19 protein-coding genes are annotated in these 18,942 nt (G+C 68.1%); 5 read left to right on the plus strand and 14 right to left on the minus strand.

Annotated features, from left to right (window positions below):
* Positions 1 to 35: 35 nt before the first annotated feature.
* From ACQHI0_RS15890 to ACQHI0_RS15900, 3 genes are all read left to right on the plus strand, one after another.
* Complete coding sequence (locus ACQHI0_RS15890; RefSeq protein WP_427908711.1) at positions 36 to 1,553, plus strand: NAD-dependent succinate-semialdehyde dehydrogenase; 1,518 nt, start codon at positions 36 to 38, stop codon at positions 1,551 to 1,553.
* Positions 1,554 to 1,562: 9 nt separating this feature from the next.
* The gene (locus ACQHI0_RS15895) at positions 1,563 to 2,636 is read left to right on the plus strand and encodes a tartrate dehydrogenase (RefSeq protein WP_427908712.1); all 1,074 of its coding nucleotides are present in this window, start codon (positions 1,563 to 1,565) and stop codon (positions 2,634 to 2,636) included.
* Between the two features lie 141 nt (positions 2,637 to 2,777).
* The gene (locus ACQHI0_RS15900) at positions 2,778 to 3,986 is read left to right on the plus strand and encodes a molybdopterin-binding protein (protein WP_427908713.1); all 1,209 of its coding nucleotides are present in this window, start codon (positions 2,778 to 2,780) and stop codon (positions 3,984 to 3,986) included.
* A 1-nt stretch (position 3,987) separates the two neighbouring features.
* Here ACQHI0_RS15900 and ACQHI0_RS15905 read toward each other — a convergent pair whose 3' ends face one another.
* The 6 genes from ACQHI0_RS15905 to ACQHI0_RS15930 form a co-directional block, all read right to left on the minus strand.
* Positions 3,988 to 4,281 (minus strand): hypothetical protein, encoded by a 294-nt coding sequence (locus ACQHI0_RS15905; RefSeq protein WP_427908714.1) that lies wholly within the window; start codon positions 4,279 to 4,281, stop codon positions 3,988 to 3,990.
* Positions 4,278 to 4,472 carry a hypothetical protein gene (locus tag ACQHI0_RS15910; RefSeq protein ID WP_427908715.1) on the minus strand — a complete coding sequence of 65 codons (195 nt, stop codon included), beginning with the start codon at positions 4,470 to 4,472 and terminating at the stop codon, positions 4,278 to 4,280. The genes ACQHI0_RS15905 and ACQHI0_RS15910 overlap by 4 nt, the downstream gene beginning before the upstream one ends.
* A gap of 23 nt (positions 4,473 to 4,495) precedes the next feature.
* Entirely contained in the window at positions 4,496 to 6,058 is a 1,563-nt protein-coding gene (locus ACQHI0_RS15915) for an ABC transporter substrate-binding protein (protein ID WP_427908716.1), read from the minus strand.
* 7 nt (positions 6,059 to 6,065) lie between these two features.
* Positions 6,066 to 8,009 carry a hypothetical protein gene (locus ACQHI0_RS15920; protein WP_427908717.1) on the minus strand — a complete coding sequence of 648 codons (1,944 nt, stop codon included), beginning with the start codon at positions 8,007 to 8,009 and terminating at the stop codon, positions 6,066 to 6,068.
* 196 nt (positions 8,010 to 8,205) lie between these two features.
* Complete coding sequence (locus ACQHI0_RS15925) at positions 8,206 to 9,447, minus strand: SPFH domain-containing protein (protein WP_427908718.1); 1,242 nt, start codon at positions 9,445 to 9,447, stop codon at positions 8,206 to 8,208.
* 2 nt (positions 9,448 to 9,449) lie between these two features.
* A complete protein-coding gene (locus ACQHI0_RS15930) occupies positions 9,450 to 9,881 on the minus strand; it encodes an NfeD family protein (RefSeq protein ID WP_427908719.1) in 432 nt (143 codons plus the stop codon).
* A 107-nt stretch (positions 9,882 to 9,988) separates the two neighbouring features.
* On the opposite strand from ACQHI0_RS15930, the gene ACQHI0_RS15935 reads away from it, so the two are divergent.
* Positions 9,989 to 10,813: a DUF3097 domain-containing protein gene (locus tag ACQHI0_RS15935; protein ID WP_427908720.1), complete on the plus strand. Its 825-nt coding sequence runs from the start codon at positions 9,989 to 9,991 to the stop codon at positions 10,811 to 10,813.
* A gap of 80 nt (positions 10,814 to 10,893) precedes the next feature.
* On the plus strand, positions 10,894 to 11,706 hold the full coding sequence (locus ACQHI0_RS15940) for a hypothetical protein (RefSeq protein WP_427908721.1): 813 nt from the start codon (positions 10,894 to 10,896) through the stop codon (positions 11,704 to 11,706).
* Between the two features lie 108 nt (positions 11,707 to 11,814).
* Here the strand turns inward: ACQHI0_RS15940 and ACQHI0_RS15945 are convergent, their stop codons facing one another.
* The 8 genes from ACQHI0_RS15945 to ACQHI0_RS15980 all read right to left on the minus strand — a co-directional run bounded on the left by ACQHI0_RS15945 (position 11,815) and on the right by ACQHI0_RS15980 (position 18,791).
* Positions 11,815 to 12,318, minus strand: a complete 504-nt coding sequence (locus tag ACQHI0_RS15945; RefSeq protein ID WP_427908722.1) for a hypothetical protein — start codon at positions 12,316 to 12,318, stop codon at positions 11,815 to 11,817.
* 88 nt (positions 12,319 to 12,406) lie between these two features.
* Positions 12,407 to 12,799 carry a hypothetical protein gene (locus ACQHI0_RS15950; protein ID WP_427908723.1) on the minus strand — a complete coding sequence of 131 codons (393 nt, stop codon included), beginning with the start codon at positions 12,797 to 12,799 and terminating at the stop codon, positions 12,407 to 12,409.
* 86 nt (positions 12,800 to 12,885) lie between these two features.
* Entirely contained in the window at positions 12,886 to 13,935 is a 1,050-nt protein-coding gene (locus ACQHI0_RS15955) for a ferrochelatase (protein ID WP_427908724.1), read from the minus strand.
* Positions 13,935 to 14,771 (minus strand): NADH-dependent enoyl-ACP reductase InhA, encoded by an 837-nt coding sequence (inhA, locus tag ACQHI0_RS15960; RefSeq protein ID WP_266290283.1) that lies wholly within the window; start codon positions 14,769 to 14,771, stop codon positions 13,935 to 13,937. The genes ACQHI0_RS15955 and inhA overlap by 1 nt, the downstream gene beginning before the upstream one ends.
* A gap of 74 nt (positions 14,772 to 14,845) precedes the next feature.
* Positions 14,846 to 15,565 (minus strand): 3-oxoacyl-ACP reductase FabG1, encoded by a 720-nt coding sequence (fabG1, locus tag ACQHI0_RS15965; protein WP_427908725.1) that lies wholly within the window; start codon positions 15,563 to 15,565, stop codon positions 14,846 to 14,848.
* Between the two features lie 84 nt (positions 15,566 to 15,649).
* Positions 15,650 to 16,654, minus strand: a complete 1,005-nt coding sequence (locus ACQHI0_RS15970; RefSeq protein WP_427908726.1) for a VWA domain-containing protein — start codon at positions 16,652 to 16,654, stop codon at positions 15,650 to 15,652.
* Entirely contained in the window at positions 16,651 to 17,601 is a 951-nt protein-coding gene (locus tag ACQHI0_RS15975; protein ID WP_427908727.1) for a DUF58 domain-containing protein, read from the minus strand. The genes ACQHI0_RS15970 and ACQHI0_RS15975 overlap by 4 nt, the downstream gene beginning before the upstream one ends.
* Before the next feature lie 29 nt (positions 17,602 to 17,630).
* Positions 17,631 to 18,791 carry an AAA family ATPase gene (locus ACQHI0_RS15980; protein WP_427908728.1) on the minus strand — a complete coding sequence of 387 codons (1,161 nt, stop codon included), beginning with the start codon at positions 18,789 to 18,791 and terminating at the stop codon, positions 17,631 to 17,633.
* Positions 18,792 to 18,942: the final 151 nt, after the last annotated feature.

Consider the following 18,942-nt stretch of genomic DNA (forward strand, 5'->3'; position numbering starts at 1 on the left):
ATGGGTGATTCACCGCGTCGGGAGGCAGGCACCGTATGAACGAGGCACGAGGGCTGCTCACAGCCGAGTCCGAGAGCGGCGCACAACCGCTCGAACATCTGAGCGCCGCCGAGCGCGCCGCGATCGACAGCGTCCCGACGGGGTTGTTCATCGGCGGCCGCTGGCTCGACTCCCCCGCGGCGCTGCCCGTCCTCGATCCCGCGACCGGCGCGACACTGTGCGCGGTGGCCGACGCGACCCCGGCCGACGGAATCGACGCCCTCACCGCCGCGGCCGAGGCCCAGTCGGGCTGGGCGAACACCCCGGCACGCACCCGCAGCGACATCCTGATGCGCGCCCACCACGCGCTACTCGCCGACACCGAGCGCCTCGCCCTGATCATGACCCTCGAGATGGGCAAGCCGCTGACGGAAGCGCGCGGCGAAATCGCCTATGCGGCCGAGTTCTTCCGCTGGTTCGCCGAGGAAGCCGTTCGCCTCGACGGCGGATACATGCCCGCGCCGACGGGAGGTTCACGGTTTCTGGTGACGAAGCAACCGGTGGGGCCGAGCCTGCTCATCACGCCGTGGAATTTCCCGATGGCGATGGGCGCCCGCAAGATCGCGCCCGCGCTGGCCGCGGGGTGCACCTGCGTGGTGAAACCCGCTGAGCAGACACCGCTTTCGATGCTGGCGCTCGCGGCGATCCTGGCCGATGCCGGTGTGCCTGCCGGTGTGGTCAATGTGGTGACCACCGCCGACCCCGGCGCGCTGATGACACCGCTGATCGCCGATCCGCGTTCCCGCAAACTCTCCTTCACCGGGTCGACCGCGATCGGGAAACTCCTGCTCGAACAGTGTGCCCGCACCGTCATGCGGACCTCGATGGAACTCGGCGGCAACGCGCCGCTGCTGGTGTTCGACGACGCCGATCTCGACGAGGCGATCGAGGGCGCCTTGTCCGCCAAGATGCGCAATATCGGCCAGGCTTGCACGGCCGCGAACCGGATTCTGGTGCAGCGCGATATCGCTGACGCGTTCGCCGAGGGACTGGCCGCGCGGATGGCGGCGTTGCCGATGGGCCGTGGCACCGAACCGGGCGTCGTCGTCGGTCCGCTGATCGACGACGATGCCGTCGCCAAGGTCGAGCAGCTCGTGGCCGATGCCCGCCGGCGCGGCGCCGAGGTGCGGCTCGGTGGCACCGCGATCGACGGACCCGGCACGTTCTACCCGGCGACCGTGCTCACCGGCGTCCCCGACGATGCCGAGCTGTGCCACACCGAGATCTTCGGACCCGTCGCGGCGATCGGCACGTTCGACACCGAGGACGAGGCGATCACCCGCGCCAACGACACCCCCTACGGGCTGGTCGCCTACGTATTCACCGAGAACCTGCGGCGTGGACTTCGCGTCTGCGAAGCTCTCGAAACGGGAATGGTCGGCCTGAACCAGGGCGTGGTCTCCAATCCGGCCGCACCGTTCGGCGGGGTGAAGGAATCCGGACTCGGGCGCGAGGGCGGTTTCACCGGGATCGACGAATTCCTCGAGTCCAAATACATCGGCGTCAAGGTTTAGGGAGACAGCGTGCGCACATACCGGATCGCGACCATTCCGGGCGACGGAATCGGCGTCGACGTGACCGTCGAGGCGGTGAAGGTGCTCGACCGGGTCCTGCCTGGTATCAGCTGGACCGAGTTCGACTGGTCCTGTGAGAACTATCTGCGGACCGGTGCGATGATGCCCACCGACGGAGCTGAGCAGCTGGCGGAGTTCGACGCGATCCTGTTGGGCGCCGTCGGATTCCCCGGGGTGCCCGACCACATCTCCCTGTGGGGCTTGCTGATTCCGCTGCGGCGCGCCTTCGGCCAGTACGTCAACCTGCGGCCGGTGCGGCTGCTGCCCGGCACCGAATCGGCGCTGAGCGACCGCACCGCCGAGGACCTCGACCTTCTCATCGTGCGCGAGAACTCCGAGGGCGAGTACTCCGAGATCGGCGGCATCCACAACCCCGGCAGGCCGGACGAATTCGTGCTGCAGGAATCGGTGTTCACCCGCACCGGCTGCGAGCGGATCATCCGCTACGCCTTCGACCGCGCCGCCGAGCGCTCGGGAAAGCTGTGTTCGGCGACGAAATCGAACGGCCTTATTCACTCGATGCCGTACTGGGACAGCATCTTCGAGCGCATCGCCGCCGAATATCCCGCGGTACAGACGCGGCAGATGCACGTCGACGCCCTCGCCGCCGAAATCGTGCTGCACCCCGACCGTCTCGACGTGATCGTCGGCTCGAACCTCTTCGGCGACATCCTCTCCGACCTCGCCGCGGCTGTCACCGGCGGACTCGGCCTCGCGCCCTCGGGCAACATCAACCCCGCCGCGGACACGCCGTCGATGTTCGAGGCCGTGCACGGTAGCGCGCCCGACATCGCGGGCCTCGGCATCGCCGACCCCGTCGCCCAGATCCTCGCGGGCGCCATGCTCCTGTCCCACCTCGGCGAGCACGCCGCGGCTGCCGCCGTCGACCGGGCGGTCTGCGATGTGCTCGCCGCGGGCAAGGTCCGCACACCGGACCTCGGCGGCACCGCCACGACCGCCGAACTCGGCACCGCCATCGCCGACCGCGCCGCCGAACTCGCGAATTCGCTCGCCGAAGCCTGAACCCCGACTGCGCACCGCCGGACCCGCGCTGTCGTGAGCACAACGTCATCGCGAGGCAACTGCCAAGAAAATCGCAGGCAATCGGTGGTGCGCACGATGAGTCGCAGAGTCGGTGACAGGTGAGGTAGAAGGCGAGACGTGGTGACGAGCGCACGGGTGGGCGTAGTTCCGGTGGTGCACTGTGGGCTGGCTCTGGTGCGCGCGCAGATAGCCGCGGACCTCGAGCCGATCCCGGTGCGCGAGCGACCCGTGGCCGAGGCCGTCGGGGCGACCCTGGCCGTGCCGCTGTCGGCGGGCACTCCCCTGCCGCGCGTGGACACTGCCGCCATGGACGGCTACGCGGTCGCGGGCCCTGGACCATGGTGGCGCCTGCACCAGCAGGTCAGCTATGCCGGACGGGGCTGTTCGGTGGTCCTCGCGCCCGGCGAAGCGGTCCGCATCGCGACCGGCGCGGCGACCCCGTTGGGCACCACGGCGACCCTGCGCGACGAACACATCGTGATGACCACCGTGTCCGGCAAACCGGTGGTGATGCGCGCGCCCGGCGCGCCCGTCCGCGACGACACCCGCCGCCAAGGCGAACACTGGCACAGCGGAACAGAATTGGCCGGCGCCGGTGCCCGCGTCTCGGCGGCACTCGCCTCGGCAGCACTGAGCTCCGAAGCCGAAACCGTCACTGTGCGTGGGCCTTTGCGCGCCGACGTGGTGATGACCGGCGACGAGATCCGCGCCGTCGGCCCGCTCGAGCCCGGTGAAACTCGCGACTCCCTCGGCCCGGTCATGCCAGAGTTCTTGCGCTGCTGCGACATCGAGAGCACCGGCCTGTGGCACCTCGCCGACAGCAAAGATCTCCTACGGTCCTGGCTCACCCTGAAATCACACGCTGATCTGGTCGTCATGGTCGGCGCCACCGGCCGCGGCGCCGCCGACCACCTGCGCACCCTGCTCGCCGACCTCGGCGCTCGCATCATCGTCGAACGCATCGCGATCCGCCCCGGCGGCTCCACCCTGGTGGCCCAACTTCCCGACGGCCGCGTCCTGCTCGGCCTGCCCGGCAACCCCTTCGCCGCTGTCGCCGCCCTCCTGGCCGTCGGCCCGGCCATCGTCGATGCCCTCACCCTGCGCACCCCCGGCCCCACGATGTGGGGCCGGCTCTCCGACGCGGGCGTCATGGAAGGCGACGCGACCCGCCTGGTCGGTGTCCAGCAACACCCCGGCGGCGTCTGGCGCAGCACCGGCCCCGCCCACACGCCCCACCTGGCCGGCCTCATCCCCTCCCAAGCCCTGGCCGTCCTCCCACCCGGCACCGGCCGAGGCACCCTCGTCGAACTCCTCCCGCTCCCCCACTGATTCACCGGGCGGGCGGCACACTGCTGCCTGCGTCGTCACGCCGTGGCAGGTGGGCCTGCAACCACAGCACTACGCGGTAGGCGAGAACAGCAGGTACGACAACCATCAGCACGATGCGCAGCGCTACCAGCGCCACTACAAGGATCGAGAAGCCGATACCGACACCGTCGGGCGAACCGAACCCGTGGCGCGCGGACACGGCCGCGAGAATCCAGTGCAGCGCGAGGTAGATCGCACCCAGGATCGCCGGTAGCCGGACCAGCCGCCAGCCGTCGAGCAGCCGGGTGTGGCTCATCGCGTCAGCTCCGGGCCGGAGGTGAGGAAGGCCAGCAGCAACGCGTTGCCGATCACACCGCCGGTCGCGAACCGCACCCGGGTACCGCTGCGCATCGACAGCCCGAAGAGGTCCGCGGTGCGGAACAGACGGGTGAAGGTGTCACGGTGGCCGAAAGCGCGCGCCGGGGCGAGCGCGAAACCGGTCCGCACTGAGATCTACGTCGCGCCGCGATTCACTTCGTGCGGTGGACCTCCGCCGTGTTGGCGATCGCGGCGGACGGTATCTCGATCACCGGGACCGGTTTGTTGCTCGGGTTGCCGCTGTTCTCGCCGCGATAGCTGAAACTCAATTGGCCGCCCGCGCCGGGCACTTCGTCGAGGCTGTTCAGATTGAGCATCTGGTTGAGCACGTCGAGGTGGGTCGGCATCGTGTAGTCGGACTGGGCGCGGGCCGACAGGCGGGCCGCTTTCGCCGCGATGAGAATCGCGTCGTGGGTGGCGATGGCGCCGCCGTCGTTGAGGTTCACCGACGCGAAACCCAACTGCTGGAACTGTTCGTGGAATTCCCGGAAGAACGGCGGTGTGCTCGGCGAATTCTGTATCCAGCCCTGCGGATCGGTCTCTGTCGCATAGACGACGCGAATGTTCTTCGCGCGCAGCACCGCCTCCTCGGCACGGAGGTCGAGGACACCGAAATCGGCGCCTGCGGCGACAATGGTGATCGGCGAATCCGGGCACACCCGGTTGAACATCGACTCGAGGAAACTGCTGAAATCGACGACCCGTCCCGCGAAGGCAACTACTTCGGGCTTCACCGCACAGACATTCTGCACGATATTGGAGAACAGGTTGGGGCTCGCCGCGGTCTGCCCGTACAGGCCCACATAGCCCTGCGGGGGATATTTGATCAGGTCGGCCAACCGCGCGTTCATGTCGTCGCGCAGCGACTTGGTGAACAGATCCGTGCCCTGCGTCGCCTCCGGGTCCGGGTTGAGATCAGAATTCAGGTCGTACACCAGCATTGCCGACTCCAGGTCGGGATGGTTGCCCAGATAGCCGTGGAGCGCCTCGGCGTACTCGAGATTGGGTGGCGATGCCCGGACGAAACCGCGAATCGCGCCGTAATTGAGTTGATCGGCGGTGGCGATCGAACTCACGATCGGAATGCTGCGCTGAGCAAGGCGCTGGGCCGCCAATTCGGTCTGCACGGTGGAGACACGCAATCCGGTGACGGCGACCAGCGGTTCCGGACCACCGACCATCGCCTCGAGTTGCCCGACCACCGGCTCCCACTGCAGCTGATGGCTGCCCCAATTTGCCAGCACGAGTTTGACCAGCGGCTGCTGGTCGCCGACCGCTTTGGTGTGGTTGATCCGGTACTGCGCGGTGTAGGCGCCCTCGAGTTCATTGCGGACCATCTCGAGGGTGATCGCCGAGGTCTTGTCGACGGTCAGCGAGTCGAGCAGCGCGACGGTCACGGTGTGTCCCGACCCGCTCACCCGTGCGTTCTCCTCCGCGATCTTGCGCTGGACGCCGGCCAGGGATTCGTGGAAGGCGTAGGTGCCGTCGGTGACTCCGACACATTGGCCGTCGATTTCCTGCACACCGGAATCCGATGCACCACAGGTGTTCTCGGGCCACACGCGATATACGGCGTAGCCCGCCACCAGGGCGACAACGAGACCGACGGCGAGTTTCGGCCACTGCCGCGCTGCCCAGAGCCGAAATCTCGTCCGCCAGTCCAGGATCCGGGGAAGCTCGATACCCGGGCCGTCATTGTCGTGGTCGGCGCTCATCAGCTCATCAACTCCACAGCTCGGCGTTCCGGTGATGGTGGTCCGCCGCGGTGAACAGCGGCCCTGGGTCTCCGCGCACCGTGCCGGCGACGCTGTCGAAATGGACGGCGATCTGCCGATGCAGGGTGCGGCGGACATTGGAAATGAACGGATCGAGGACAACGGACTGCTCGATCACCAACCGGGTCAGGGGATCCGGATCTGACTGGGCGGCGAGCGCGTTGTCCACCTGGTGCATCGGCGAGACGTCCGGGTCGACGGCGCGGCGCGTTGCGGCGGCGACCGCGTGCAACAGCCGAACCCCCGCGGCTGTCTCGCCGGATTCGACCAGCTCGGTGCGCAGGGCAGCGCACACGGTGTCGATATCGCCCGCGGCCATCGTGTAATACAGGATGTCCTCGCGGTGATCGGTGCCGCCGGACTCGTCCTGCAACCGCTGGGATCGTCCGCGCAGCCATTCGAAGACCGCCGGCCAGCCGGGCGCACCGCCACCGGTTCGGTCCGCGAGTTGCCGCAGCAGGAGCCTGCGCAGGACTGCGGGCCCCGCCCCGCCCGATTCCGGCCACAGCACCGCGGCGATATCGCGCAGATAGGCGAGATCGCTGGTCAGGAACCCGCTCCCGGTGGCGAGCAGCGCGGCATGCTGGTAGGTGCGCGCCGCCGCGCACGTCACCAGATCCGCGTAGGCCTCCTCGGGGAATCCCGCGAGCAGTTGAGCGCGCAGTTTGTCTTCCAGCCGGACGGGCTGACTGCCGTTGCCCGGCTCCAGCCGGTCGAGCGTCAGGGCCAGGGATTCCCCCTCGGCGAGCGGCCGTTCACGCAGGGCCGCGACGAACAACCCGGTCGATGCTCGATGACCGGCGAGCAGACCGAACAGCATGGCGGTCATTTGATGGTTGCCGATCGGCACGGCGCCGCCGGGCAGCACGGGCCGCAAGGTGGAGACGATCCGGCGGGTGTCGTCTTCATCCAGGTCCGGCAGCTTGTACCGACACCACAGGTGGGGGCGCCGTTGGGCGTCGAAGGTGAGCTCGCGGTTGCCCAGCGACGCGTCGAATTCGACCAAACGCTGGGTGTGGGCGGTGAGCAGACCGCCTCGACTGGTGACCACAGCCGTCAAAGGATCGGTCGCGATCTCCCCGGAGGCCGGGCGGGCGCGCCGGGCGTCGACCAATCCGTTGACGAACTCCTGCCCGAGTATCGTGTCCGCGTTGTCCAGCAGCACAACGCAATTCAGCGTCATCGCACCCGCCCGGAACGACGACCTGAAATTGTTGCGCAAGTCAGCCAGGAACGCGGACCACAACAGTTCGTTGACCGACGCCATCTGGTCGGTCGCCGCCCACTGATGCAGGTCGACGAGGACGTCGAGCGGGTCATCGGCATGGCCCTGATCACGATGGCCGTACCACTCGGGCGAGAGGGCTTTCGCCCGCCGGACGGCCCGCATCGTCCAGTCGACCCCGAGCTGTGCGAGCAGTCCGAGAAAGGGCGAGACGGGCGAGGGCATCAGCGCACCGCCGAGCAGAGGTGCGAGCTCACCGGCCGACGTCCGAAAGACCTCGTGCATATCGGCCAGATCGACTTTCGTTTCGAGCTTCTTACGCAGCACCGCACGCGATTCCGGACGACCGGGAGACAGCGAGGCTGTCATCGCCAGCGCACCGATCGTGAGCAACGGAAACTCGAACGAACCGTAGGGCTCACTGATCCGCGCCAGCTGAAAGGCAACGCCGAACAACACTTCGGGAACCGTGGCCTGGTGCAACTGTTCGAAATCGATACGCGCACGCGGAATCTGCTGGCCGGCCAGCTCCCGCTCCAGTTCGTCGATCACTCCTGTTTTGCCGCATCCGCGAGCGCCTTCGATGACCAGCACGGGGTGGTGCAGACTCCTGGTGGGACTGCGTCCGATGTCGCGCGTCATCAATCGCCCGACGAGAGAATTCACCACAAAACTGCCCCGATTCACTGTTCTGCGGATATCACGAACCGAATCGGATCCCCGCCGAAGGTGGGGACCACCATCCCAGCAGCTCGGCTAATTGTCAACCAACACAACGTCTTTCATGCCGCAATGACAAGCTTGCCGCACAACAGAAACGGCCCCGAAAACTCGGGGCCGTTTCTGCTAGTTCTCTACCGGATCAGCCGTGTTGCGGCGGCTGCCAGGGGCGACCGTACGGGTCGTCGGGGCGGGGAGCCGGCTGTTCCTGCGGGGCGATCGGGGGTGGGGTCGGCAGTTCCGGGTCCCCCTTGGCCACGGAGGTTTTCGGGCGAGGTACCGGTGTGTCGAACCCTTCGACCGGGGTGCGGGCGGTGGCTTCGGCGGCGCGGACGGCTTCGGCGATTTTCGGGTCAGAGGCGGTTTCGAACCAGTCGGCCACGTCGGAATCGTCTTCGATCTTCACCGGTGCTTCATCGGCGGACGGCTCGTAGCGGAACACACCGTCCTCGCCCTTGGTGGCGAAGTTCTGGGCGAACCCTTCGAGTGCCTTGCCGAAATCGGACGGCACCAGCCACACCTTGTTCGCGTCGCCCTTGGCGACCATCGGCAGCGTCTGCATGTATTGGTACGCAAGCAGTTCCGGGGTCGGCTTGCCGTTCTTGATGGCGGCGAAGACCTTCTCGATCGCCTTCGCCTGACCCTGAGCCTGCAGGTAGGAGGCGGCGCGTTCACCCTGGGCGCGCAGGATGCGGCTCTGGCGTTCGCCCTCGGCCGACAGGATCGAGGACTGTTTACCGCCCTCGGCGGTCAGGATCGCCGCCTGCTTGGCGCCCTCGGCGGTCTTGATCTGCGCTTCGCGGTTACCTTCGGCGGTGAGGATCGTCGCGCGCTTCTCGCGATCGGCCTTCATCTGCTTCTCCATCGATTCCTGGATCGACGGCGGCGGATCGATGGACTTGAGCTCCACCCGGGCCACCCGGAGGCCCCAGCGGCCGGTGGCCTCGTCGAGTACACCGCGCAACTGGTTGTTGATCTGATCGCGCGAGGTCAGCGTCTCTTCGAGGGTCATGCCACCGACCACGTTGCGCAGGGTGGTGACGGTGAGCTGCTCGACCGCGGCGATGTAGTTGCTGATCTCGTAGACGGCGGCCTGCGGGCTGGTGACCTGGAAATACACCACCGAGTCGATCTGCAGGGTGAGGTTGTCCTGGGTGATCACCGGCTGCGGCGGGAACGATACGACCCGCTCGCGCAGGTCCACCTTCGCGCGGACACGATCGGCGAACGGGACGAGGAACGTCAGCTGACCGGACACGGTGCGCGAGTAACGCCCGAGCCGTTCGATCACCGCCGCCTCGGCCTGCGGAACGAGGGCGATCGATTTGAACACCACCACCACGACCAACAGGACGAGGACGGCGGCCACGATCAAGGCAACCATTGCTAGGGACCCTTCCAGACGACGGCGGTCGCGCCATCGATCTTCATCACATAGACAGTCACACCGGCTTCGTACACTTCACTCGGGTCGAGCGGACGCGCGGTCCAGACCTCGCCACCGAGCTTGACCTGACCCGAATACTCCGCGACCTGCTCGAGCACCAGCGCCGACTTGCCCGGCAGCGCATCGGCATTCGTCGGAGTGGGCGGCGGCGTACCGAACTTGCGGCGCAGCAGCGGGCGCACCCCGAGAAACAGCACGCCTGCCATCGCGGCGAACACCAACGCGTCGCCCCAGATCGGCAGATCGGTCGCGGCGCTCACGCCCGCGGTGCCGAGTGCGGCCACGCCCAGCGTGAGCAGCATGAGATCGCCGGTGAGCATTTCCGCCGCCGCGAGAACAATGCCCGCGATCAGCCAGACTATTGCGGCCACCCTGCCAGCCTAGCCGTGATGACCGGTTTACGGGCGGCCTCGCGTGATCGCCGGTCACGGTGCGGCGGTGCTTAGCGCTGCCTTCTGCGCGCGGTAGTTTCGGGGACGTGAGTGCACGAGACAGCTACGGCGACATCTATTCCGGACATGATCGGACCAAGAAGAAGCCGGTGCCGACGGTGAGCGCCGAACGCGACCTGGTGGTGGAGGACGCGGCGAGCGGATTCTGCGGTGCCGTAGTCGGTTTCGATCGCAGCTACGACGGCGAGTTCGTGAAACTGGAGGACGCGCGCGGGGCGGTGCGGTTGTTCGCGATGCGCGAGGCCGCGTTCCTGATCGACGGGAAACCGGTCACGCTGACCAAACCCAGCACGACCGCGCCGAAGCAACCGGCACGGTCGGCGTCGGGTTCCACCCGGGTCGAGGGTGTGCGCGCACGAGTCGCGCGGACCAGCCGGATCTGGGTGGAGGGCGTGCACGACGCGGCCCTCGTCGAGCGGGTGTGGGGCCACGACCTGCGGGTGGAGGGTGTGGTCGTCGAACATCTCGAGGGCCTCGACAATCTCGGCGCCCGGCTCACCGAGTTCGAGCCAGGCCGGGGCGCGCGGGTCGGCGTGCTCGTCGACCACCTGGTGACCGGCTCGAAGGAGACGCACCTGACCACCGGCCTCGGCCCGCACGTGCTGGTCACCGGCCATCCCTACATCGATGTCTGGCAGGCCGTGCGGCCCGCCGCACTCGGCATCGAGGCCTGGCCGTCGGTGCCACGAGGCGAGGATTGGAAGACCGGAATCTGCGCGCGGCTGGGTTGGGGAACACCGCAGCAGGGCTGGCGCCGTGTCTACGATGCGGTCGACTCGTTCCGGGATCTGGAACCCCCACTCATCGGCGCCGTCGAACGACTCATCGACTTCGTGACCGAGCCGGACTGACGCGCAGCAGGTCAAGTGGGCCGTGTTCGAGCACTCAGTGCGCGCACGCGAAGCCGGGCGAACCTTTATGCTCGATGATTATGTGCTCTCCCAGTGCCACGCTGACGCTGTGGGCCGGCTCCTGGCTGGCCGGTACCAGCGCGCCCGACGACCTGCTGGAGGCACTGCACGCCTGGGCACCGCGCCACACCATCGCGGCGGGCGACCCGGTCACCGGCGGACGCACGGATCTGCCGTGGACCGCACGCGGCGAAGCGGGCACCGGCGCCATGCCACTGCTCAAGGTGATCCGCGAGGCGATGGCCCCGGCCGGCGCGCAGTTGCGTCTGGTCCTGCCCGCGCCGGGTGATGTGCGCGGGCTGCCCGTCGGCTCCGCCTTCGCGGCCGACGCGATCGACGCCGAGGAAGGCCTGCTGCTCGGTGTTCCCGGCGAGCCCGGCACCGGCCTGATCCCGCAGTGGGACGATGACGACACGCTGCAGTGGACCGTCTACGGCGTAGACCTCCCCCGCGTCGCCGGGCACGACATGTCGCTCGGCGAGGCCGAATACACGATGCGCGAATCGGTCCGCGACGCCGCCGACGCCCTGATGCGACTGCACACCACCGCGGTCGGCAACGGCGACGACGATCCGCGCGAGCAGATCGAGGCGCAGCTCGCGGCCTACTCTCGCCACGCGTACCCGGACTCGATTCCGTTGCGTGCCAAGCGAATTCTCGATACCGCAGATCATGTGGCCGCGATCCTCACCGTCGCCCAGCACGAGCCGGCGTCCTCGCCCACCTCGGCTACCGCGCTCGGCGCGCACGAATCCCTGCTGCGCCCACTGTGGAACACGATCCGCGAAGCCCGCCTCGTCGCGGTCCACGCCGCCGCCCGCCGCGACACGTAGCCGACCGAGTCTTCCGCTCGGCACCGGCGAAGGTGCCCTCGCCGGTGCGAGTCATGCGCCGTCGCCGAAGTCCAGCGGGCATCGCCGGACCCGGCGGAGGCCGATTCGTCAGCGCCGGTACGGCTGCTGGTACTGCGGCTGCTGGGGGTACGGGTACGGCGCCTGCTGCGGGTACGGCTGCTGCTGCGGGTACGGCTGTTGCTGCGGATACGGCTGTTGCTGCGGATACGGCTGGGGATAGTGGCCCTGCGGATACTGCGGCGGATACTGCGCCTGCGGGTAGCCGGGAGCCGATGGGTGCTGCTGCGGATAGGGCTGCTGATACTGCGCCGGGTACGGCTGCTGCGCCAGCTGCTGTGGCGGCATCTGGTGGGGCGCACCCTGATTCGACCCACCGCTGAACTTGCGGATCAGCACGATGAGGACGATGAGCACGATCACGCCGATGATGAGGTACCAGACCCAGTCCGGCACGCCGATCCCGACGCTCGTGCCGCTGCCACCCCCACGACGGGCCAGCACTGTCGCCGCGTCGCCCGCGAGTACGCGTTCGCCGACGAACAGACCACCTCCCCCGGATAGTGCGGTCACCGTCACATCGACATAGCTCATCGGGCCCTCCCCGTAGCGTCATCGAACCTTCGGGCGAAGGTCCGCGGCGATGCTAACGCAGCGACGGCGCCAAGTGGGAAGTGCCGGTTCAGAATCCGCCGAGGGCGGCCTTCAGGTCCGGAACATCGAGCGACTTCATCGTGGCGTCGCGGACCTGCGGGCAGGTGCGGATGGTGACGGTGTCGACGATGCGGCGGTTGTAGGAGATGGCGGCGTTGGCGACGGTGTCGTTCACAGTCCACAACTTCATCGCGCCGGTGAACGCCACCCGTGCGACCGGCGGGCCGAGCGCCTTCCATGTCCCCTTCTGGCCGTCGAGAATGCCGCACAGTTCCTGGACCGAAGCTTGCGAGATCGTGGGCTCGGTGGGGTGCGGAGGCTGGGTCTCGTAGCCGGACTCGCCGCACCCGGTCAGGCCGAGGGCGGCGGCGGACAGGACCAGGGCGAGCCCGGTGGCGCGGCGCGGCGGTGTCGAAATCATCGGAAATCCTCCGATCAGTCGAGCGCAACTGTGAAAAGGCTACTCCTCGAACCGGGGACTACCGGTGAATGGTTATCCGGTTGTGTTCAGCGCCGGACGGGGCGCGCGGGCGGTGCGCAGCACCCGGGCGCGCACAGGGCACCGTCGACCGTGCAGCCGTAACCAGCGACTTCACCCAGTTCACGGACCGGACCGGCGCTCACGCGTTCGGCGATCAGTTCGACGATCATCCGGGCGAACCGCGGATCGGTGCCGGGGGTCGCGGCGCGCGCGAAAGCCATGCCGAGTTCGGCGGCGCGGGCCGACGCTTCGTTGTCGAGGTCCCAGATCACCTCGAGGTGATCGGAGACGAAGCCGACCGGGCACACCACCACGGCGTCGATGCCCTTGCCGTGCAACACATCCAGGTGGTCGACGATGTCGGGTTCGAGCCACGGCACCTGCGGTGGGCCCGACCGCGACTGCCACACCACGTCGTAGTCGGCGAAACCTGTTGCCGCGGCACACAATCGGGCGGCTTCGGCGACCTGTCGGCTGTAGAGGCGGCCACCGTCAGCGGGCGGGCCCGCGGCAATGTCGGCGGCGACGGGGATGGAATGGGCGGTGAATACGAGGCGAACACCGGCCCGCCGATCGGCCGGAATCTGTTGCACCGCAGCGGTGATCGCGTCGGCGAAGGACTCGATCAGCAGCGGATGGTCGAAGTACTGACGCAGCTTCACGAGTTCGGGGGCGCTGTCACCCACCGCCGCGCGGGCTCGGCTGATGTCCTCGTCGTACTGGCGGCAACCGGAATATCCACCCCACGCCGAGGTCGTGAAGACCAGTGCCGAGCGCACGCCGTCAGCGGTCATCCGCGCGACAGTGTCGGAGACCATGGGGTGCCAGTTGCGATTGCCGAAATAGACCGGCAGCTCCATCCCGGCGGCGGCGAGGTCGGCCTCGAGCGCGGCGATGATCTGCCGATTCAACGCGTTGATCGGCGAGACACCGCCGAAATGCAGGTAGTGCTGCGCGACCTCGGCGAGGCGCTCCGGAGGCACCCCGCGGCCCCGAGTGACGTTCTCCAGGAAGGGGATCACGTCCTCGGGGCCTTCGGGGCCACCGAAGGACAGCAGCAGCAGGGCGTCCGGCATCAGCTCAGGGACATGTTCTCCGGGAACCACATGTTGTGGCTGGCGCCGCCGTCGACGTAGATGATCGAGCCGGTGGTGGCGGGCAGCCAATCCGAGAGCAGCGCCACGATCGACTTGCCGACCGCGCGCGGGTCGTTGCCGTCCCAGCCGATCGGCGACGCGCCGTCCCAGTACTGGTCGAGCTGGACGAGCTGCTTGGCGTCGTCGGTCGCGGTGCCCGCGATGGCCTTGGCCGCGAGGGTCTTGATCGGGCCCGCGGCGATCAGGTTCGAGCGCACCTTCTTGGCGGCGCCGACCTCACGCGCCACATAGCGGTTCACCGACTCCAGCGCGGCCTTCGACACGCCCATCCAGTTGTAGTACGGCATCGCCACGCGCGGATCGAAGTCCATGCCGACGAGCGAGCCGCCCTCGTTCATGACGGGGAGCACGGCGCGCGCGAGCGAGGCGTAGCTCCACGCGGAGATCTCGAACGACTTGGCGACATCGGGGCCCGGACCCTCGAGGAACGGCAGCGCGCCGGGTCCCATGATCGACCGCGGCGCGAACGCGATGGAGTGCAGCGCGCCGTCGATGCCCTCGGGCGCCAGCTCACGCAGCTTCTCGGTGAGCGCGGCCAGGTCCTCTTCGTTGGTCACGTCGAGGCCGATGGCAGGCGGCACTTCCTGCGGCAGCCGCTTGGCGATGCGGTCGATGAGCCGCAGGCGGTCGGGGATACCGGTGATGATCACCCTCGCGCCCTGCTCCTGCGCTATCGCGGCCGCGTGGAACGCGATCGACGAGTCGGTGATGATGCCGGTGACCAGGATGGTCTTACCTTCGAGCAGTCCGCCCATGAGTTTTCGGTTCTCCTGAGATCAGTGTGGGGTGCTGCCACCTTGTCGGTGGCGCGGTGCGGTCCGTTAGCGGGTCAGTGACCCATACCCATGCCGCCGTCGACCGGGATAATCGCACCGGAGATGTAGGACGCATCGTCGGAGGCGAGGAAGCTGATCGCCGCGGCGACATCCTCTGCCTGGCCGATCCGGCCTGCGGGGATGAACTCCAGCGCGGCCTTGCGCATCTCCGGGGTCATGTCCTCGCGGGTCATGTCGGTGTCGATCAGGCCGGGCGCCACCACATTCGCGGTGATGTTGCGCTTGCCCACCTCACGGGTGATCGCGCGCGCCATACCGACGAGACCCGCCTTCGCCGCCGCGTAGTTGACCTGGCCAGGCGCGCCGATCTGACCGACGACCGACCCCAGGAAGATGACCCGGCCCCAGCGGCCCTTCAACATATTGCGATTGGCGCGCTGGGCGGCTCGCCATGCCCCGGTCAGGTTGGCATCGATGACCTTGGTGAAGGAGTCCTCGCTCATACGCATGAACAGCGTGTTGTCCACGATGCCCGCGTTGGCCACGATGACCTCGACAGGTCCCTGATGCGCCTCGACCTCCGTGAACGCGCGGTCGATCGAATCACTGTCGGTGACATCGCATTTCACGCCGAACAGACCCTCGGGCACCCCCGATCCACGATGGGTGACGGCGACCTTGTGGCCGTCGGCCTGCAGACGCTGCGCAACGGCGAGACCGATACCGCGGTTACCGCCGGTGACCAGGACCGACCGTGATGTGACGTTCGACATAGGGTCCAACCTATCTGTTCCGATTCGTGCGCCCCGCGTCAGGGTCGCGCCGTTGCGACAGCTCACAACGCGGGGCGTGGGGAGCTAGGGCAGGCGTTGACGATAGAGCAAACTGACCACGACTCCCGCCGCGATGGCCAGCATGCCGAGCAGCAGCCATGGCCTGCTCGCGTCGCCCCGCGTGGTCTCGTAGCCGATCTGTTCCTCGAGGGTGTCGTAGACCGCGGTGAGTTCGGCCAGCGACGAGGCGGTGTAGAAATCGCCGCCGGACAGCTCGGCGATCTCGCGCAACGAGTCGTTGTCGACCGGGACCTTCACCCGCTGTGAACCCTTGCCGTCGGAATCCGGGATCTCGACCGTGCCCCATTCGGTGCCGAAGGAGATCGTCGAGACCGGGATGCCCTTGTTCTTGGCCAGGCGCGCGGCGGTGAAGCCGTGGCGCGGGTTGTCGACGTCCTTGTCGTCGGGCACGGTCTGCTTGCCGTCCGACATCAGCACCACCCGCGCCGGCGGGGGCGTCTCGGCGCCACCGAGCACGGCGGCCAGGGTGTCGATCGACTGCAGCGCGGTGAGGACGCCCTCGCCGGTGGCGGTGCGCTCGGCCAGCTTGATGTTGTCGATCGAGTGCTTCACCGCCTCGCGGTTGGTCGTCGGCGACACCATCACCGAGGCCGTGCCCGCGAACGTGACGAAGCCGAGGTTGATACCGGGCGTCAGCCCGTCGACGAAATCCTTACCGGCCTTCTGCGCGACCTGCAGCCGGTCCGGCTCCACGTCGGTGGCTTCCATCGACAGCGAAACATCCATCACCAGAACAACAGTCGCGCGGTTGCGCGGCACCTTCTGCACGGCGGTCGGGCCCGCGGCGGCGATGGTCAGCAGCACCAGGCCGACCAGGATGAGTGCGATCGGCGCGTGGCGCATCGGACTCGGCCGCGAGGGGGCGACCCGCTCCAGGATGGCCATGTTGCCGAACTGCAGCATCCGCTTGTGCCGGGCGCGCTGCACCAGCACATAGCCGAGCACCAGCAGGGCGACGACCGCGAGGAAACCGAGCCATGCAACGGCCGTGAAATGCGAAATACTCACTGGCGAGGCACCCGCCCGCTCGGGGCGCCGAGGCTGTGGCGCCGGGTGGACACGAACCGGACCACGTCGGCGATCCAGTCCCGATCGGTCTGCAGGGTGAGCACCGGCGCGCCGCAGCTACGCAGCGCCTGCGCCACCTGCGCACGCTGGGCTCCGGCCGCGGCCGCGAAATCGGCACGCAGCGTGGGGGTGACGCTGAACTCGCGGGTGCGGCCCGATTCGGGATCGTGCAGCACCACGTCGCCGCCGTCGGGCAGCGCGATGTCCAGCGGGTCGAGCACCTCCACCGCGAGAATGTCGTGACGGGCGGAGATCGCGCGCAGGGAACGCTGCCAGTCGACGTCACCGAGGAAGTCGCTGATCACCACGGCCAGACCACGTTTGCGTTGCGGACGGCGCAGCGATTCGATCCCGGCCTTGAGATCACCGCGCACACCGTCGCGGGCGTGCGGGGTGGTCGCGATGCCGCGCAGCAGGGTCTGGGCGTGCATTCGCCCGCTGCGAGCGGGGATGCGTACCAGGTCCTGACCGGTCGCCACGACCGCGCCGATCCGGTTGCCGCCACCGGAGGTGAGGTGGGTGATCGCCGCGGCGGCCGCGATCGCGAGGTCGCGCTTGTGTACCCGGCCGGTGCCGAAATCCAGGCTGGACGACAGGTCGACCACGAGCCAGGTCTCGAGCTCGCGGTCGGCGATCATCTGCCGCACGTGCGGATGGGTGGTGCGGGCGGTCACCGACCAATCCATCTGCCGCACATCGTCACCCGGCTGGTACAGCCGCGCCTCCCCCGGTTCCGACCCCGGTCCGGGGATCAGCCCCTGATGGTCGCCGTGCAGCACGCCGTCGAGACGGCGCCGCACGGTCAACTCGAGGGTCTTGAGCGCCGCGGACAGCTTCGGGTCGGTCAGCTCACCGGCCCGGAACGACGGCGGAGCGTGAGACGACATGGGCACGCGGACAACGGGTTCCGGCGCACTCACTGGGGCGCAGCGGAGCCGGCGGGCTGGGACTGCTGCCCGTTCACCGACTGCGGCACAGCCTGGGCCTGGGGCGGCTGGGGCACCGGCGGCTGCTGCGGGGCAGCCTGACCGTTGGCCTGCGGGGCGACCTGCGGCAGACCGACGGTCTGCAGCACGCGCTTGATGACGTCCTCAGGCGACACCTCGTCGGCCAGTGCGTCATACGACAGCACCAGACGGTGACGCAGCACGTCCGGGATCACCTCGACGACGTCTTGGGGCACCACGTAGTCACGGCCACGGATCAGCGCCACCGAGCGGGCCGCGGCGATGATGCCGAGGCTCGCGCGCGGGGAGGCACCGTAGGAGATCCAGCTCGCCACGTCGTCCATGCCGAAGTCGGCGGGCGTGCGGGTCGCGGTGATCACGCGGACCACGTAGTCGACCAGCGCGTGGTGCACGAAGACGTTGGCGGCCACCTTCTGCAGGCGGATGATGTCTTCGGGGTCGAGAATCTGATTCGGCTCGGGCGCGCTCACACCCATCCGGTAGATGATCTCGCGCTCTTCCTCGACCGAGGGGTAATCCACGACGACCTTGAACAGGAAGCGGTCGCGCTGCGCCTCGGGCAGCGGGTAGACGCCTTCGCTCTCGATCGGGTTCTGGGTCGCCATGACCAGGAACGGATCGGGCATCGGGTAGGTCTTGCCGCCGATCGACAGCTTGCGCTCGGCCATCACCTCGAGCAGTGCCGACTGCACCTTGGCCGGTGCGCGGTTGATCTCGTCGGCGAGCACGAAGTTCGCGACGACCGGGCCGAGCTCGGTGTCGAATTCCTCGCGGCCCTGCCGGTAGATGCGGGTACCGATCAGGTCGGTGGGCACGAGGTCCGGGGTGAACTGCACCCGGGAGAACGAGCCGCCGATGACCTTGGCGAAGGTTTCCACCGCAAGAGTCTTCGCGACGCCCGGCACACCTTCGAGCAGCACGTGTCCGCGCGCCAGCACGGCGACGAGCAAACGCTCGACAAGCCGATCCTGACCGACGATAACCCGCTTGACCTCGTAGATCGCCTTCTCGAGAGTCTGGACGTCACGCTCCAGGGTGCTCGGCGTAGCCGTACCGGCGTCCTTCGCCAGCTTCGGCCCGCTCACACCTTCCGTCGAAGTCACCAACATCCCCGCTTTCGCTTTGGTCCTGTGCGTGCGGCACCAACTATTCCATTGAATCGCCCGGTCCGCCGCAACCGGCCAGTACTAGACGGGGATTCGTCATGGTGGTGACGGCGCTCACGCGCATCGGCGAGTGTGGTGCGCACTTCGCCGATCC

Source organism: Nocardia sp. FBN12, assembly GCF_050320175.1.
Lineage (GTDB): Bacteria > Actinomycetota > Actinomycetes > Mycobacteriales > Mycobacteriaceae > Nocardia.

Coding starts and splice junctions, on each gene's coding strand:
- ACQHI0_RS15915 (WP_427908716.1), bottom strand. CDS start 6,058: ATGAGCGCCGACCACGACAATGACGGCCCGGGTATCGAGCTTCCCCGG.
- ACQHI0_RS15890 (WP_427908711.1), top strand. CDS start 36: ATGAACGAGGCACGAGGGCTGCTCACAGCCGAGTCCGAGAGCGGCGCA.
- ACQHI0_RS15940 (WP_427908721.1), top strand. CDS start 10,894: ATGTGCTCTCCCAGTGCCACGCTGACGCTGTGGGCCGGCTCCTGGCTG.
- ACQHI0_RS15945 (WP_427908722.1), bottom strand. CDS start 12,318: ATGAGCTATGTCGATGTGACGGTGACCGCACTATCCGGGGGAGGTGGT.
- ACQHI0_RS15980 (WP_427908728.1), bottom strand. CDS start 18,791: ATGTTGGTGACTTCGACGGAAGGTGTGAGCGGGCCGAAGCTGGCGAAG.
- ACQHI0_RS15950 (WP_427908723.1), bottom strand. CDS start 12,799: ATGATTTCGACACCGCCGCGCCGCGCCACCGGGCTCGCCCTGGTCCTG.
- inhA (WP_266290283.1), bottom strand. CDS start 14,771: ATGGGCGGACTGCTCGAAGGTAAGACCATCCTGGTCACCGGCATCATC.
- fabG1 (WP_427908725.1), bottom strand. CDS start 15,565: ATGTCGAACGTCACATCACGGTCGGTCCTGGTCACCGGCGGTAACCGC.
- ACQHI0_RS15975 (WP_427908727.1), bottom strand. CDS start 17,601: ATGTCGTCTCACGCTCCGCCGTCGTTCCGGGCCGGTGAGCTGACCGAC.
- ACQHI0_RS15955 (WP_427908724.1), bottom strand. CDS start 13,935: ATGCCGGACGCCCTGCTGCTGCTGTCCTTCGGTGGCCCCGAAGGCCCC.
- ACQHI0_RS15925 (WP_427908718.1), bottom strand. CDS start 9,447: ATGGTTGCCTTGATCGTGGCCGCCGTCCTCGTCCTGTTGGTCGTGGTG.
- ACQHI0_RS15905 (WP_427908714.1), bottom strand. CDS start 4,281: ATGAGCCACACCCGGCTGCTCGACGGCTGGCGGCTGGTCCGGCTACCG.